At 59.9% G+C, this 16,697-nt stretch carries 7 protein-coding genes and 1 pseudogene; 2 read left to right on the top strand and 6 right to left on the bottom strand.

What is annotated here, in order from left to right:
• Positions 1 to 124 precede the first annotated feature (124 nt).
• The 4 genes from ACMTA2_RS04850 to ACMTA2_RS04835 form a co-directional block, all read right to left on the bottom strand.
• Positions 125 to 598 (bottom strand): SMI1/KNR4 family protein, encoded by a 474-nt coding sequence (locus ACMTA2_RS04850; protein WP_413793944.1) that lies wholly within the window; start codon positions 596 to 598, stop codon positions 125 to 127.
• Positions 599 to 616: 18 nt separating this feature from the next.
• A complete protein-coding gene (locus ACMTA2_RS04845; RefSeq protein ID WP_413793943.1) occupies positions 617 to 8,620 on the bottom strand; it encodes a two-partner secretion domain-containing protein in 8,004 nt (2,667 codons plus the stop codon).
• A 24-nt stretch (positions 8,621 to 8,644) separates the two neighbouring features.
• Positions 8,645 to 10,351: a ShlB/FhaC/HecB family hemolysin secretion/activation protein gene (locus ACMTA2_RS04840; protein ID WP_413793942.1), complete on the bottom strand. Its 1,707-nt coding sequence runs from the start codon at positions 10,349 to 10,351 to the stop codon at positions 8,645 to 8,647.
• A 139-nt stretch (positions 10,352 to 10,490) separates the two neighbouring features.
• The gene (locus ACMTA2_RS04835; protein WP_413793941.1) at positions 10,491 to 11,141 is read right to left on the bottom strand and encodes a hypothetical protein; all 651 of its coding nucleotides are present in this window, start codon (positions 11,139 to 11,141) and stop codon (positions 10,491 to 10,493) included.
• Between the two features lie 364 nt (positions 11,142 to 11,505).
• Here ACMTA2_RS04835 and katG point away from each other — a divergent pair, with 364 nt between their 5' ends.
• On the top strand, positions 11,506 to 13,770 hold the full coding sequence (katG, locus tag ACMTA2_RS04830; protein ID WP_413793940.1) for a catalase/peroxidase HPI: 2,265 nt from the start codon (positions 11,506 to 11,508) through the stop codon (positions 13,768 to 13,770).
• Between the two features lie 152 nt (positions 13,771 to 13,922).
• Here the strand turns inward: katG and ACMTA2_RS04825 are convergent, their stop codons facing one another.
• Together ACMTA2_RS04825 and pmrG are read right to left on the bottom strand one after the other, a co-directional pair.
• The gene (locus ACMTA2_RS04825) at positions 13,923 to 14,771 is read right to left on the bottom strand and encodes a phosphatase PAP2 family protein (RefSeq protein ID WP_413793939.1); all 849 of its coding nucleotides are present in this window, start codon (positions 14,769 to 14,771) and stop codon (positions 13,923 to 13,925) included.
• Positions 14,772 to 14,795: 24 nt separating this feature from the next.
• Entirely contained in the window at positions 14,796 to 15,467 is a 672-nt protein-coding gene (pmrG, locus tag ACMTA2_RS04820; protein WP_413793938.1) for a lipopolysaccharide core heptose(II)-phosphate phosphatase PmrG, read from the bottom strand.
• A gap of 212 nt (positions 15,468 to 15,679) precedes the next feature.
• Between pmrG and ACMTA2_RS04815 the strand changes: the two are divergent.
• Positions 15,680 to 16,693, top strand: a pseudogene (locus ACMTA2_RS04815) (methyl-accepting chemotaxis protein); the annotation flags it as partial.
• Positions 16,694 to 16,697: the final 4 nt, after the last annotated feature.

Genomic DNA, 16,697 nt, shown 5'->3' with positions numbered 1-16,697 from the left:
CTTTTCATTCCTTTTCATTCCTTTTCATTCCTTTTCATTCCTTTTCGCGGCACCTCAATTGCATTGACAAAGCAAGTCATTTAGCACTGCGACTGGCTTAATAACCAGCTTGCCTTTTGCTCCTTTATTTCAAGCTCTTTAAAAACTCAGGATCAATCCACGCCGACTCAACCTGCCCTTCTTTCAGCTCAACACTCTCAGGATCAAACGGCATCAAGGCATCCAAAAACTCATAAATGCCATCTGCCAATTTAGTCATATTTTGTGGATCTTCGTGATCCCAAAAATAAACTGTTTGACCTCGAGCAAGATCAATAACAATGTAGTTACCACCTTCAGCCTCTGCCACCGGAATAACCATATCCCCAACACAATCCAGATATTTACGCTCACCCAAAATTCTAGAGATAGGAATCAGTTCATTAACTCCCGACTCATTATTCTTACCCACAGTGAAAATATTTGTTTCGGGCTCCGAACCATTGAACTCCAAAAAAAACCTTTCCAAATCACCGGACAGGGAACAGCCCAGAGCCTGAGCAAAAAAATCTATATCTTTCCGCTCAACAGCTTTGGGCTTAGAGAATTTTATGTTCATTAAAAAAACCTCCAGAGTTTACTGATTGCGTAATACTGCCGCCCCACCTGTGTGACGAGCTGCGTTATGTATATCTTTTGGTATAAGCAGCATCGTCTTTGCATTTTCAACGTGGTGCCAAACATACCCTTTTGGGGTGCTTTTTATACCGACGGATTTATTGGCCATTGCAGCATCTTTAGCGTAATTTCCGGTCAATCCTTTAATGTCAACCTGCGCCTTGGCATAGGGAGAAAAATCAGGGAAGCCTTGTTCGTTAAACTTCACCCCAGAAGGGTGAGTAGCACCCGCATACTGGCTATTGATCGGCTTCCTTCCATTAATGAGTAAAGTGTTGTCTGCACTCCCCTTACCAACTGACGTGCCGCCCGTAGTAGCTGTACCAGCTATCTCTATTGAACCATCGATACCCCCTACCCTCTCAGGCAGATCACAAGGCCCAGTGTTATGCACCCAAGTCTTGAGCTCTCCCACATAGAACGTGTGGCCGATATCGACTGTCAGGTTATACGTTTTGCCGACTGGCGCGTAAAGCTCCAGGGACTCGACTTCCGACGACGTATCTTCCGTCTCGCCGTCGGCCAGCGATTGCAACAAGTCGCCAGGCTTCAGGTCGATGACAGGGATAAAGTCGCGCTTGGCCGGTACGTAAAACGGATGGCTTGGCGTAACCAGCAGTGTTTCGCCTTGCACGGCACCATCGTGACGCACGCTTTTGAGTTTGAGGCGGTAAATTGGCTGGTCGCTGCGCTGGTGAGTAGCGAGGATCGCTGCCGCAAAGGGCTTGCCGCCTTTTTCCGGCTTGCTCCATACAACATCGCCAACATTCAATGTCTCAATGGCTCGGTCGCCCTGCGGCGTCGAAACCATCGTCCCGGCGGCAAAACAGCAGGGGCCTTTGTTTCCTGTTGTTGGGCTGCTAGCCAGTGGCTCTTTTACACCACTCGCAACAGCACGTTTATAAGCTAACGCACCCGCAGCTGTCCCCATACCTACAGCCAGAGCAACTTTCAGGCCGCTGGTGATATCTCGTGCCTGGGCATCGCTAAGGTTCCATTTAGCCTTGAGCGAGTCGACCATGGCATCTACCGTATGCTCAGTGGTCGCTGTCGCCAGCATCTCCTGAAACTCATAATTTGAATTTATGAGGTTTTGTACTGCGTCTCGAGCCTTCGGTGAGCCGTACTCGACGATATCCTTTATAGGATTCAGGTCCGCCATGGTATTGGCGACTTCTTTGGACCGCGCAGTGCAAGTTGAAGGGTCAGCCCTACAGCCAGCTATCGCCTCAATATCTTGTTGGAGGCTCAACTCCTTGAACGCACGCGTCGTGTCTTGAATACAGGCATCGTCGGCGCAAGAAGCGATCTTCTTGGCAGCCCTCTCAAGTTGGTTGTGTGACAGGTAGTTGTATTGCGTTGCATTCATAGCAACCCAGCTACCTTTCTCCAGCTTGGCAGCATCCGTATCTTCCTGTGCGGCTGCCGCCACCACACCGACGATCTGCGAACTCATCGTAAGCAGGTTGTCGTTACCTTTAACCAAAGCGTCCAGATGGGTGACCAGAGCTTCGCTAGCACCGGCTGCCAGCGCACCGGTTGTAAAGTCACCACCCGTAGCCTCTGCCAGCAGCCCCCCCACCATCGCGTGAATCGCAATCTTGGGTGTCGAACCATCTGCGAATACATTTTTGGTGTAGTCACCCACCAGATTGAAACTGGCTGCCGCCAAAGTGTTGAACAAGGCATTTTTCAGCGCATCACCGGCACTGCCACCCTGCCCGAGCGCCTTGCTCAGCAACATGGAGGTTCCGTTCTGCAACGTTTGGTTGGCGGCAAATTGACCGACGCCTTTCCAAGTGCTCAGTGAGCTCGACGTGCTTACTTTGTCGATTGCCGTATTCGTTTCAGTGCCCGTCCACCCATCAAAATAGGCAGCCGTCAGCCCTGCTGTAACGCCTGCAATGGCATACCCCTTCATTGCATCCGAAGAAGTCACATCCTTGAACACGGCGCCAAGATTGCCGCGATTATTGACAACGCTGACGGTCGCGTTTGTTGCAGCTCCCGCTGCAACGGCGCCTGCCGCGGCGGAAATACCAGCAGCCGTCTCCGCCGTAATTGTTCCGGCGGCAACCATCCCTCCAGTCGCGGTTCCCATTGCGCCGGCCGCCATTGGGCCAACAACTGCCGCCATCACAATGGCGATGATGATCTGCGAAGCCGGCCCCAAGCCGGAGTTGCTGTACTTGAAGCTGTCGTGGATCTCTTTGACTTGACGCCAGTCCACATCACCGCGTTTTTCCGCGTCCTTGAGCCATGCCAATTGCGGATCAGCCTTGACCATCGCATCGATGGATTGGCTGACGGTTTGCTGATTGACCTGGTTGATATCGATCTTCAAACCGTTGACGGCTTTGATCGCAACACTGCCCTCAGCAATAAACTGACTTTGGCGCAAGGTTTCGTCAGTTTTGCCCTTACCCTTGGAAGAGACCCAGAACGCATTGTTGTCGGTCTTCTCGTGGCTCTCCTGATGTAGATCCTTCACGCCTTCGAAGGTAATGGAACCGCTGCTGTCCAGCGTGATGTCCTTGCCACTCTGCAGTTTCGCCACCTGATACCGCTGGTCGCCGCCGCTGACCAATCGCAGGTCGCCCCCGGTAGTGATTTCACTGCCAATGTTTTTCACATCGGTCACTTCATCCCGCTGTGTCTTCTTACTCCCCCAACCGCCTTTCTTCTTCATGTCATACAGCGAATAATCGCTGTTCTGCGCAGCCAGCAGTTCAAGCTTGCCACCCGCCACGAAATAAGCCTCGTTTGCAGCGTTGACCTTGCTGGCGATCATCGCCAAATCCTGCCCCGCGCTCATTACAACGTTGCGCCCCGCATTAACCGTCGAGGCCACCTGACTGACGTGATCCTCCTGGCTAGTCACCTTCTTGCTCTTGCCGTACGAGTGCTGCTCATCCGCTGCTGAGGCGAAGGTCAGATTTTCCTCGGCAGCCATGGCAACGTCGCGCTTGGCATCGATCTGGCTGCCGACAACGGTGAGGTTGCGACCTGCGTTAACGATCACGTCGCGGCCGCTGTCGAGGCTGGAGCCGTATTGCTTGATGTCTTGGTCGCGATGCCGACCGCGTGTGCCGCTGTTGACGCGTTCGGCGGCGACGAAATTGACGTCACGTGTGGCGTTGAGGGTGGTATCGGCACCGCTTTTCAACACGCCGCCAACACTGTTGATGTCACGCCCAGCGCTGATGGTCAGGTTGTTGGCCGCTTCGATACGGGCGGCGCTGTCGATGAAGTCGGTGCGTTCAGTACGGTAGCCGCTGCTGCTTTCGTGGGTGGTAACAGTTCGCTCGTTAGTCACGTCGCCGGTAAGGGCCACAACACTGACATCCCGCCCAGCAATAACCCCACCCGCCCTGTTCGTCAGGTTATTACTCGCCAACGCATCCAGCCGACCACCCGCCTCCATCAACCCACTGTTGATCATGCTGTCGCCAGCCGTCGCCCTCAGGTTGCTGGACGCACGCAAGGTGCCCGCATTATTCAGATTCTTACCCGCGATCAGGCTGACGTCTGAACCCTGAATCAACGCCCCATTAGCCGCCAGACGATGATTGGCCTGGGCCAGGTAGAGCACCGGCACCAACACCTGCTCGTTGTTCACCGTCCGGTTTTCCATCCAGACGATGTCATGGGTCAGCGCCGCCACCTGTTCAGCGGTCAGGCTGACGCCCAGGGACAGGTTGAGGGCGTCCTTGCTAGCGATGGCATTGTTCATCAGGTACTTGAACATGCCATCATCGGAGTTCTGGCCGTCGAGGAAGCGTTGGCCGGTGCGGGCGATCACCGCCTGTTGGATCAGGCGCTGTTCGTAGAAGCCGTCGCCCAGACGCTTGGCGGCGGTGTCCGGGTCGTAGCCCAGGTTTGTCAGCAGGTAATCGGAGCTCATGAACCGGCGCATGTCGGTCAGCGCCGGATTGGTCTCGATCAGGTATTTTTGCGGGTTGGTGCGGAACGAGCTGTCCGGCAGGCCACGCACTTGCGTCAGCCCCGTGCTCTGGGTCGGCGTGGTCGAGCCGTCGCCGCTCATGCGGAACAGGCCGTTTTGCCCGGTCGGCAAGTCAAAGCCTGGCAAGGCCAGCGGATCGACCTGTTGCTGGGTCAGGTTCGGCGGTAGCTGCCGATTGATGCTGATGCGAGTCGAGAAGGCGTTGTCGGCCTGGGTGTCGGTGCGTGGGCCAGCGCCAACGTAGTTGTAGCCACCGCGCACGACGCCGCTGTTGACGTTGCCCTGGGTGCGGACGTCGACGGCGCCGCCGGCCTGAATAATCGCGGCATAAGTCTGGTTATCGGTAGTGTTGGTTTGGGTACGAAACTGCGGCAACTCACGTTCGGTCATGCCGATGAAGCGGCTCATCGCTGCCTCAAGGCCACCCAGGTCGTTGGCGTTGTAGCCCGGGCTCTGCAGCCAATACTTGTTGGTGAAGTCATTGGCGGCGGCGCGCCAGCCACCCGGGCGGCGCGTACGCTCGGACATGAAGGTGCGCGAGGTTTCGATCTCGCCGGTCTCGATGCCGATGTTGTTCAGGCTAACGAGGTTGGCGGTCAATGCGCCGCCGACGCCGATGCTGCTGCTCCGGTTGGTCAGGGTGTCGCCCTGGATATTCAGGTTGCCGCCGGTGGTGATGCTGGAGGCCGCGCTGGCTGCGGTGACTTCGAACTTGTCGCGCTGGACGATCTGCCAGACGTGGTTTTCCTTGCCTCCGCTGCAGTCACCGGCGTTGACGCCTTCGATACAGGCCACCTCCCTGATCGAGGCGGTGTAGATGCCTGCATCGTTGGTGGTCAAGACCTCGCGGACGTTGTCGACGGTGCTGGCCGCCAGGCGCATGTTGCCGTCGCTCTGCAGCGAGCCGGAGCTGTTGAGGATGCGGCTGGCACGTGTGCCCAGGCCATCGCGATCAATGCTCAGATCACCCAGGCTGTAGATATCGGCATAGCGGTTGGTCAGGCTGTTTACGCGCAGGCTGGTATTGCCGCCGCTGAAGATCAATCCGTGTTCGTTGAGCAGATCGCCGGTCGACACACCGAGCGCCCCGGCGCTGCCCAGCGTGCCGTAGTTGTTGAGCGTGGCGGCCGTGACGCTCAGGTCCGCCGCCGAGGTCAGGCGACCGTAGCTGTTGAGGACGCCATCGACCACGACGGTTGTGTTGCCGCCGCCTGCGATGCTGCCGTTTTGCTCCAGATCGATCAGCGCGGCCTTGAGGCCCAAGGTGCCGAGACTGCTCAAGCGGCCGTGGCCGGCATAGGCGCCGGTCAGTTGCAAGTCGATGGCTGCGTCGCTGCCGATCAGGCCGTCGACGCGCCAGTTGCTGCCACGGCCCACCATGCTGTCGGTACTGAGCAGTTGGCCAGTGGCCGTCTGGGTCAACTGGTCGACATTCACGACCAGGTGCCCGGCCTGGATCGCCGTGTTGTTGGTCCAGCGATCAGCCGTCACCGTCAGGTTGCCGTAGGTCACCAACTGACCGCCGGCCTGCCCCAGATTGGCTTGGCTGATGCCGAACACTCCCAAGCCGGTGTGCAACAGCTTGCCACCCACGTTCTGAATGCTGCCGGTGTCCAGGCCCACATTTTGGCTGGCGGTTTCCAGGGTGCCGTCGTTGTTATCGAACAGGCCACCGATGTCGAACACCGTGGTGCTGTTCTGGCCCAGGGTGCGTAGCTGCCCCTTCTGGTTGCTCAGGCTGGCGGCCAGGATATCCAGGCTGTCCTGGCTTTCGATGATGCCCGCGTTGTTGTTCAGCGCACCCGAAAGGTCAAAGTCGATGCGACTGGCACTGACCTGCCCGCCGCCGCTGTTGTGCATGTCCCGGCCAATGACCCGGACCTTGCCCGTGGCGTACATCCCACCATCGCGATTGTCGATATCCGCACCCACGTTGGTGACCACGACATCGCCGGCTTGAGCAGCGATGTGCCCGCCGTCGTTGAACAGCCCAGCCAAGGCTTGGATGCTGAGTCCTTGCGCCTGGATCGTGCCGCCCTGGCGATTAAGGTCGTAGCCATTTTTCAACACGCCAGTGGTGCGTGCCTCCAATGCGGCCTTGACGCTGGACAGCACACCGCCGCGATTGTCCAGGTTGGTCGCGAAGACACTCAGTTTGGCGTCCTGGGCGATGATGCTACCGCCCTGGTTGTCGATATCGCCCGCGACATCCACGGTCACCAGGCCCTTGCCTTGCAGCGTGCCCTTGGCGTTGTCCAGGCTGGCGGCCTTGAGTTCGACGCCGGCACTGCGGCTGGCGATCAGGCCTTGGTCGGCGTTGTTGACCTTGCCGGTCGCCGTGACCAGCAGCTTGCCATTGGTGGCGACGGTGCCTTTGCTACGGTTGTCCAGGCTGTCGGTGCGCACGGTCACGATGCCTTGGCTGGACAACTCGCCGCCCTGGTTGTTGATCGTGCCCTTGTTGGTGATGTCGAGGTTCTTGCCGGCCATGACCAGGCCGGTCAGGTTGTCCAGGCTGCCGAGGACCAGGGTCGCGCTGTTCAGGCTCGAGAGTTCACCGGCATTGTTTTCCAGATGGCCCAGGTTGGCCGTCAGAAGGCCCTGGCTATTGATCAGGCCGCCCTGGCTGTTGAGGACTTGATCGGCGCTCAGGTGCAGTTCGGTGTGACCCAGGATCCGGCCTTTATTGCGGTTATCCACAACGTTGCCAGTGACGGTGGTCTTGCGCTGCCCACTGAGCGTGCCGCCCTGGTTATTCAGCGCAGCGGTGGTCGTGACATTCAGGTCGCGACGGGCGATGACCGTTTTGCCACCGTTGTTCAGTTGCTTGGCAGTAAGGGTGACATCACCCGTGACATTGCGGCTGTTATCGGCGTTGACTCCGGCTTCGATAATACCGTTGTTGCTCAGCGTGCCGCCGCTGTCCAGGTGAACGCTGTCGCGCGCCACCAGGTTGTTCTGGCTGGTCAGGTCGCCCTGAGTCTTCACGTCCAAGCGGCTACCGGCGTACACCTGCCCCTGGGTTTCCAGACTTTTGGCCTTGATGTCGATGGCACCGGCAGCAGCCGTCTGCGCCAAACTCAAATGCCCATTGGCATCCAGCTGAATATCCCCCCCACTGGCAACCATCTTGCCGTCCAGCTTCACCCCAACCCCGGCCTCGGTACCCACCAGTTTGATCGCACCGGCGTACATGCCACCCAAGGCCGAGGAGTCGATAGCCAGTTCCGGCTTGGTGCTGCCATCATCGGCCCGGGCAGTGGCTTTGAGGGTATTGGCGTTGACGTCGTTGCGCCCGGCCACGATGGTCAGGTTCTTCGCCTGGATCTCGGCGTTGATCTTGGCGCTGCGGGTGATGATTTCGAAGCGGTCGACGTTGTTCGAGTTCAGACCCGCGCCTTCGATAGCGACGCTGCCCTGGTCCACCTGATAGCGACCCACCTGGCCGTTTTCGATGATCGGCTTGCCCGTGGTCAAGGTCGCCTTGGGGGTATTGATGAAACCGCAGCCGTTACAGCTGATGCCGTAGGGGTTGGCGACGATGACGTGGGCCGACTGCCCCGCCACTTCGGTGTAGCCACGCAATTGGCTCGGGTTGCCGCCGTTGACTTCGTTGAGGATGATCTTCGCGGCCGTGCCCTGGAGGTTCGGGTTGCCGAGGATGATCCCGCCCAGTTGCGTGGACTGGGCCGGGTTGGTGGCGTTGTTGAGGATCACGCCGTTGCTGCCGACGTTGTAGTCCTTGAACTGGTTGTGGGACAGGCCGCTGCCGTTGGGCTTGGCGATGTTGACCACCGGCACGCCATTGCCGGCCTGGCCGAGGCTGGTGCCCGGGGCACTGACCACGATGCCGCCCGCCTGGGCCCACAGCGGTTGCCAGAACATGACGTTGGCCAACAGGAACGCCAGGCCGCGCTTGGGCATGCCCCAGAAGGCGTCGCGGGTTTTCAGGGCAGCAGAAGGCTGGCGGGCCAGGAAGGCGTATTGGCGGTCGTCCATGATCAGGTCTCGTTACAGCAGAAATTAGATAGATACATCCACGCGGAAGTAGATCGGCGCTTCGCGCTCGGTCAGGGCATCCGGACGTTCCAGGGAGTGGGCGAAGGTGACGCTGGCGCTCAGGTGCTCACCGCGGGCGAACAACTCCACGGAGTTGCTCGACACGCGCCCGTGCTCATCGCCGTTGTAGCGGTTGCCGCGAATCACACCCTGGTCATAACCGAGGCTGGTGCCGTATTCGGCGAACACCGGGCGCAGCCATTCCACGGTCACCGGGCGGCTCCAACGCAAGTCGTTGCGCCAGTAACCGCCGCTGTCGCCGGACAATGTCTGGTCCTTGTAGCCGCGAATCGACGACAGGCCGCCCAGGCTCATGCGCTGCGAAGCGAACAGCGCATCTTCGCTGCGCTGGCCGGTCATCAGGCTGCTGAAGCTGAAGGACTCGCCGCCCAGCATGAAGGGCTGCAAATAGCTGAGGGTCGCGGTGTATTTGCGGTAGCGCGCATCCGGCAGCCCCGGCCCAGGGTCGTGATCACCCTGGGCATCGAAGGCACCGATACCTTGTTGCAGGCCCAGGTCGAGATTGACGAAGGCATTGCCGACCCGCCGCCCATGGTTGATGCCGAACTGCGCCTCGCTGATGCGATTGCTGCTTTCAGCGAGCTTGCTGTCGGCGACAAAGTTGTTGGTGCGCAGGTACGCAAGACCCGTATTGAGGGAGGTCTTGCTCACCGCGTCTCGATGGACCACACGTTCCAGGCGCACCTGATGGTTCTGGCTGTCGCCGCTTTGCTTGAAATTGAAGCCGTTGGCCTGGCCCACGGCGCGGTACTCGCTCTGGCTGTAGGTGTAGCTCAGGTTCCACCAGCCAAATGGCAGGTTGTAATAGAGCATGCCGTTGCGCGAGATTTTCTGATGGTCGCTGACGGCATCGTGGCCGCCGCGCAAGGCCAGTTGGTCGGCCAGGCCCAAGGGGCTGTCCCAGTCCAGGGAAGCGCCCCATTGCTGCTCGCCGGTGCTTTTCTGCCCATCGTTATGCCGTGACAGACCGGCGCGCCAGGGTTTCTGCGGGGTGTTGTTGACCCGCACTTCGCTGCCGCCGATGTTCTGCCCGGGCGTCAGCTCCATTTGCGCACGGTTGGACGGCAAACGGTTCAGTTGATCGACCATCTGCTCGATTTCCCGCAGGTTGAGCACATCGCCGGTTTTGCCGGGAAACGCCATCGCCAACTCGCGATCCGACAGCTTGCTGTCTTCGGCACCTTTCAGGCCTTCAAGGCGGCCCTCGACGACCAACACCTGCAAATGACCACTGGACAGGTCCTGTTGGGGCAAATAGGCGCGACTGGTGACCAGGCCTTTTTCCAGGTAGGCATCCGTGATGACCTTGAGCAACTGGTTAAGCTGCGGCACGCCCAGGCATTGGTCGAGGAAGGGTTTGAGCAGGCGTTGGCGTTCGCCTTCGGACAGGGCATCGGCGCCCTTGAGCTCGATGGTCTTGATTGGAAAACAGCGGGTATCGGCCGGCGCTGTCGGTTGAGCCGGCTTCGCCTCTTTGCCGGGCAGGTCCTTGAGTTCCTCCAGGCGCCGACGCTGCTCTTCGAGCAGACGGTCCTGGCGCTCACGGATCAGGTCCGTGTCGCCGGGGGTTGGCGCGGCGACGGCCATGTTCATCGCTAGAAAACACAGCGACGCAACAACGAGCCTCGTCCCTAAGGCAAATACGGACATGTTCGATCCCTCGATACAGAAATGACAGCAGGCATGCATAGCAATGCGCGCACACCAGACCCTGCATATCGCCTTCGGTTCAAGGGAGCGGAAATTTTCTACGTAAAAAAGAGACACATCTCACAGATAGCGTCGACAATCACCGTGAAAAAACGCTTCTGTCAGGTCCGAGAGAGCCAATGCCCTTGCGGCTTCCTGTTCGCGAATCAAGGCTGCTCACCCCGTTGCCACGCCAGGTGGGCGACTCCCCGGTGATGTCACACAGGAGCGCCGTCACGGTATCGCCCTCGACCACGCCATGCTCTTGTAGAAGAGCCGCCACCGCACACACCGCCGTCCAGTAGCGATGCACCAAGCAGCTACAGCGGGCGATGGCCCGGGGTTGGGCGTCAAGCAGCTTGCGCGGTGGCAGCAGGCTGATCAATTCATGCCCCCGCGCCAGGTCACCACGGCCGCTGCCGCTGATCAGCCGCTCGGAGCTGCGGTGGCGGTAAACCGCTTCGGCCACGGGGCCGGCGAAACAATGGAGCAGGTCGCGCTCTATGGCATCCACCATCGAGGGTAAGTACTCAGCGATTCCCCGGGCGTCGAAGGCCGGGCGCGGAACAAGGTAATCCGCCTCTACCAACCCTTCTGCATCGAGGGGGTTGCCGCGCAAGTCGAACATGGGCCCCGCACCGGCTTGGGCCTTGGTACGCACGCTGATGCGTCTGATAGGTTGACCGTTCCACCAAAAGGCCAAGGCATGGCCCGCTTCGTGAAAGGCCGTGCTGCGCGGAAATTTGTTCATGATCGGGTCCGTCACGGTAGGCGCCATTCCTATCATCTGCCTCCCCATCGAGGGTCGATAAAAGATTATCCCTATCGATCGTTAACACTGCGCCTATTAGCTATCTGCCAAAGGAGGACTAGCCTGAATTCAGGCTGGTGCAATCCGGCCCGTGAGACCTGACAAAGAGATACGAAGCGTTCAGAAACGTATTGGGCTTGCCGTGGGCCATCGCACTGGCAACTAGCGCGCGTTGCCGTGTGACCACACACGATCAGTTGAGCGAACTGTGAGCCCTGCGCCCTGCGTCATTTATTTCGCCTGTCGCTATTCGGAGCCCGGCCGGGCTGGATAGCTGGATGAATACGACCAAAGGTAGCTTCTCATGGCAAACGAATCGAAATGCCCGTTCAACCACGCCGCTGGCGGTGGCACCACGAACCGCGACTGGTGGCCGAACCAACTGAACTTGAAGATCCTGCACCAGCATTCCTCGCTGTCCGACCCCATGGGCGAGGATTTCAATTATGCAGAAGCGTTCAAGCGCCTGGACTTCCAGGCCTTGAAACAAGACCTGAATGCACTGATGACCGACTCGCAAGACTGGTGGCCCGCGGACTTCGGCCACTACGGGCCACTCTTTGTCCGCATGGCCTGGCACAGCGCAGGCACCTACCGCACCGGTGACGGACGCGGTGGGGCGGGGTCCGGCCAGCAGCGATTTGCACCGCTCAATAGCTGGCCCGACAACGTCAGCCTCGACAAGGCGCGTCGGCTGCTGTGGCCGATCAAGCAGAAGTATGGCCGCAACATCTCCTGGGCCGACCTGATCGTCCTTACCGGCAACGTCGCGCTGGAGTCCATGGGCTTCAAGACCTTCGGTTTTTCCGGTGGCCGCGCCGATGTCTGGGAGCCGGATGAAGATGTCTACTGGGGCTCCGAAAACAAATGGCTGGGGGGCGATGTTCGCTACGGCAAACCCGACAAAGCCGCCATGCAGGATCCCGGCGAAGGCCAATTGGTGGCCGAGCCTGGCAACGAAGAAAGCCGCACGGATGAGGGACGCAACCTGGAGAACCCGCTGGCCGCGGTGCAGATGGGGCTGATCTACGTCAACCCGGAAGGCCCCGAGGGCCAGCCGGACCCGGTCGCCGCCGGCCTGGACATCCGCGAAACCTTCGCCCGCATGGCCATGAACGATGAAGAAACCGTTGCCCTGATCGCTGGCGGCCATGCCTTCGGCAAGACCCACGGCGCCGGGCCTGCGGACAATGTCGGTGCCGAGCCAGAGGCCGCAGGCCTGGAGCTGCAAGGCCTGGGCTGGAAGAACAGCTTCGGCACCGGCAAGGGCGCCGACACCATCACCAGTGGCCTGGAAGTCACCTGGACCACCACGCCCACCCGCTGGAGCAATAACTATCTGGAGAACCTGTTCGGCTTCGAGTGGGAACTGACCAAAAGCCCGGCCGGTGCGCACCAGTGGACGCCGAAAAACGGCGCGGGCGCAGGCATCATTCCCGATGCCCATGATCCGTCCAAACGGCGCAACCCAACGATGCTGACCACCGACCTGGCGCTACGCTTCGACCCGATCTACGAAAAGATCTCCCGGCGCTTCCTGGCCAACCCGGACCAATTGGCCGATGCCTTCGCCCGCGCCTGGTTCAAGCTGATCCACCGTGACATGGGCCCGCTCTCGCGCTATCTCGGCCCGGAACTGCCCAACGAAGAACTGCTCTGGCAAGACCCTATCCCGGCGGTCGACCATCCGCTGGTCAACGACAGCGACATCGCCGCCCTCAAAGGCAAGTTATTGGCCTCGGGCCTCACGGTTTCACAACTTGTGTCTACGGCATGGGCCGCGGCTTCCACTTTCCGTGGCTCCGACAAGCGCGGCGGCGCCAACGGTGGCCGCCTGCGCCTGGCCCCGCAAAAAGATTGGCCGGCCAACCAGCCAGACCAACTGGCTCAAGTGCTGGCGACCCTCGACAAGGTTCGGAGCGAGTTCAACGCCGCCCAAACCGACGGCAAGAAAATCTCCCTGGCGGACCTGATCGTGCTGGCGGGCAGCGCCGGTATTGAACAAGCCGCGAAAAATGCCGGGCTCAGCGTGACGGTGCCTTTCTCGCCGGGACGCATGGACGCGAGCCAGGAGCAGACGGATGTCGAGTCGTTCGGTTTTCTCGAGCCCATCGCCGACGGCTTTCGCAACTACCTCAAGGGCCGGTATCGCGTGTCCGCCGAGGCGCTGCTGATCGACAAGGCACAACTGCTGACCCTCAGTGCACCGCAGATGACGGCGCTGATCGGCGGTCTGCGGGTACTGGACACCAACGTCGACCACACCGCGCACGGTGTCTTCACCCAACGGCCAGGAACGTTGAGCAACGACTTTTTCGTCAACCTGCTCGACATGGGCGTGGAATGGAAACCCCTTTCCGACACCCAGGAAACCTTCGAAGCCCGCGACCGCAAGACCGGCCAGGTCAAATGGACCGGCACCCGTGTCGATCTGGTCTTCGGCTCCAACGCGCAGTTGCGGGCCCTGGCCGAAGTCTATGCCAGTCCGGATGCCCAGGAGCAGTTCGTCAGGGACTTCATCGCGGCGTGGGTCAAGGTGATGAACCTGGATCGGTTTGATCTCAGGTGAAACGCATCCGAGGGCATGAGGTCTTGCAAGGAGGCGACCTCATGAACTTTTCTTCACCCCACGCCTGCGTGTGATTGGGTAAAGTCCCCTCGCTCATTCAAGAAACTAAGGTTTTAGCCCGCGCTCCCAGCGGGCTTTTTTTTGCCTGGCGTTCAGGCTGACGAACGTGCGCTGCCCAACGCTGGCAAGACGGACCTCGCCGTCGTTCGCTGTCGCGTCGACATAGGCTGCTCCAAGGCCGCTCGCCCATAAAACAGCAACGCCATCAGCCAACAACTCAACCAGACGAAAATACCTGCCCAGAACGTGTGGGACATGTAGTGCCAACCCTGCAGGACCCGGGTCGTGCCGTAGACAAACCCCAGGACCAGCGCCCCACTCATCAACGCCTTCGAATGACGCCAGCGGTAGCGGCGGGCGACGAAATACAGCGCCAGCATCGTGAAGCCGCCGGACGCATGACCGCCGGGCCAGCAACGACCGTCACCGGCGACGTGCAGCAGGTCGAAGTTCTGGAACCATTCCTTGTGCTCGATCTTGCCGGCGTACTGGGTGGTTTCCACCGGGCAGTACACGCTGGTGTGCCCCTTGAGGTAATGGATCACCCCGGTGCTGAGGGAAAAGGCGAAGACCACATAGAGAAAGTCGCGACGATGCTTGTGGGCAAAACGAAGCGGTTTGCTCAGTCGGGTCTTATCCAGCAGGCGAAGCAGCCCAGGGCGTTTTTCCGGTTTGAGAATTGGCCAGAAAAACGACAACAGCGCCCCCACTATGGCCGCCTCGCCGGTCCAGTTCGGGATAACCCTCGCCCACTTGTGGGTGATTTGCTCGAACAACCGCACGTGCTCCAACGGAAAGACCTGGTGCAACGGATCGTAGAAAAGATCGCTGATGGCGATGTCGATGCGGGTCATGTCGAACAGCAGGAACACCACGGCGGCACAGACCAAAGGAGTTCCGAGGTTGAGTCCGTAGAAACGGGCGCGAGCAGACGTCAGCATGAGCGGTCCTAATCGTGGGAAAAGTTACTGAAACGCCACCGAGTGCCAGTCAGAGGCCTCGATAAACCCAAGCAAGCGTGGCGCTTGGGGCTCGGCGGTGGAAACGAACAACGAAGCGCCATAGCCGAACGCCGAAGTCGGGCGCTGGAGCGCGGTTTCCATGGCCTGCATGCATTCGCTATGGGTGACCAGAATCAGGTTGCGCCCCGCCAGCTTGTGGGCAAGGGCATTACGCAGCAGGTCATGCCGGCAATTGATCAACCAATCTTCACCGGTGCCTACCTTGTTGAACATGTACCCCGCCGTCTGGGTCGCACGCACCAGCGGGCTGTTGTAGACGTCGACGTTGTCCAGCCCCAGTTGCTCGAATCGGGCACCGAGGCCCACCGCAACGGCACGGGCGCGGTCCGTGATGCCCTCGCGATCATTCAGGCACGCGGCCTTGGAGTGGTCGCAGCGCTCGACATGGCGCACCAGCACGATCATCTCGCCCTTGGCCCAGCCATCGGCCAAGCCACGGGCTCCGGCGATGTTGCCATGGGCCAGGTCCGGCACCGCTGCCGGGCTCAGCAGCCAGAAGGTCAACGGGATCACCAGCAGCGCCGATGCCAGCACGACCAGGGTGTTTTGGTAGCGGGCAAACCAGCGCGTACCGATCGAGCGCGTCAGGCCGAAAAGGCTCAGTCTCAGTTCCACATCAAGCCGCCCCGACAGCATCCACCCAGTCATTCGATGGCGCGACAGTAGAGAGGCCAACGTAGGCAGGCAGTGAAACCGATGTGAAAAAAAGCTTCAGATCCAGGCCCCCTCGCCGATACAGCCCTGTTACATGCTCTTGCTGGCTCTTAACAACAACAATCTTCCAGCCAATCGATGATCAAGCAGCACAACGTTCCTGGAGGAATTTGATGAATAGCTGGTTTGGCAACATTAGCGTCAACATGAAATTGGGCCTGGGCTTCGGCCTGGTGCTGGTACTGACCTGCCTGCTGGCCCTGACCAGTTGGACCAGCCTGGGCGGGCTGATCGATCGCAGCAACTGGATGAGCGACATTACCCAGCTCAACGCCGGCCTGACCAAGCTTCGAGTCACGCGCCTGCAATACATGCTGACCAACGGTGACGAGACCGCCGCCCAAAACGTGCAGACCACCCTCGATGGTTTCGTGGCGCAACAGAACGCCCTGCTCAGCAGCTTCAAGAGCCCGGCAAACGTCAAGTTGCTCAAGGAGCAGAGCGCAGTCATCAGCGCCTACCAGGTTTCCCTGAACAAAATGCGCAGCGCCTACCGCACGGGCAACACCGCCCGCGATGCCATGGGCGCGAACGCCGAGATCGCCTACAAGCTGATCGAGACCCTCGACGCCGACGTAGGGCAAATGGCCCTCAGCGAGGAGCGTTTCACCCAGTTCCAGGCCATCACCCAGGCCAAGCAGGACTTCATGCTGGCCCGCTATGAAGTGCGCGGTTACACCGCCAACAGCAACGCCGACACCGAGCGCAAGGCCGTCACCCAGATAGACGCCGCCATCGCGTCGCTCAAGCCGCTGAACGAGCATTTCTCCAGCTCCCGCCAGGATGAACTGCGCCAACTGGAAAACGCCCTGGCCCAATACCGCAGCGCCGTGCAGGCCTTCAAGCTGGCCACCGCCGACGCGGTACAGGCACGCAAGGAAATGACTGAACAGGGTGCGTCAATCGTGACGTTGAGCGAACAGCTGTACCAGATCCAACTCGACCGCCGCGACGCCGAAAGTGCCCAGGCGCGCACCCTGCAACTGGTCAGCACCCTGTTGGCATTGCTGGTCGGCGTCATTGCAGCGGTGATCATCACCCGCCAGATCACCGGCCCGCTGCGCGACACCCTGGCTGTAGTCGAACGCATTGCCAGCGGTGACCTGTCGCAGAACATCATCGTCACCCGCC

This window comes from Pseudomonas medicaginis, from assembly GCF_965119365.1.
GTDB lineage: Bacteria > Pseudomonadota > Gammaproteobacteria > Pseudomonadales > Pseudomonadaceae > Aquipseudomonas.
This window is presented reverse-complemented; position numbering and strand designations above follow the sequence as displayed.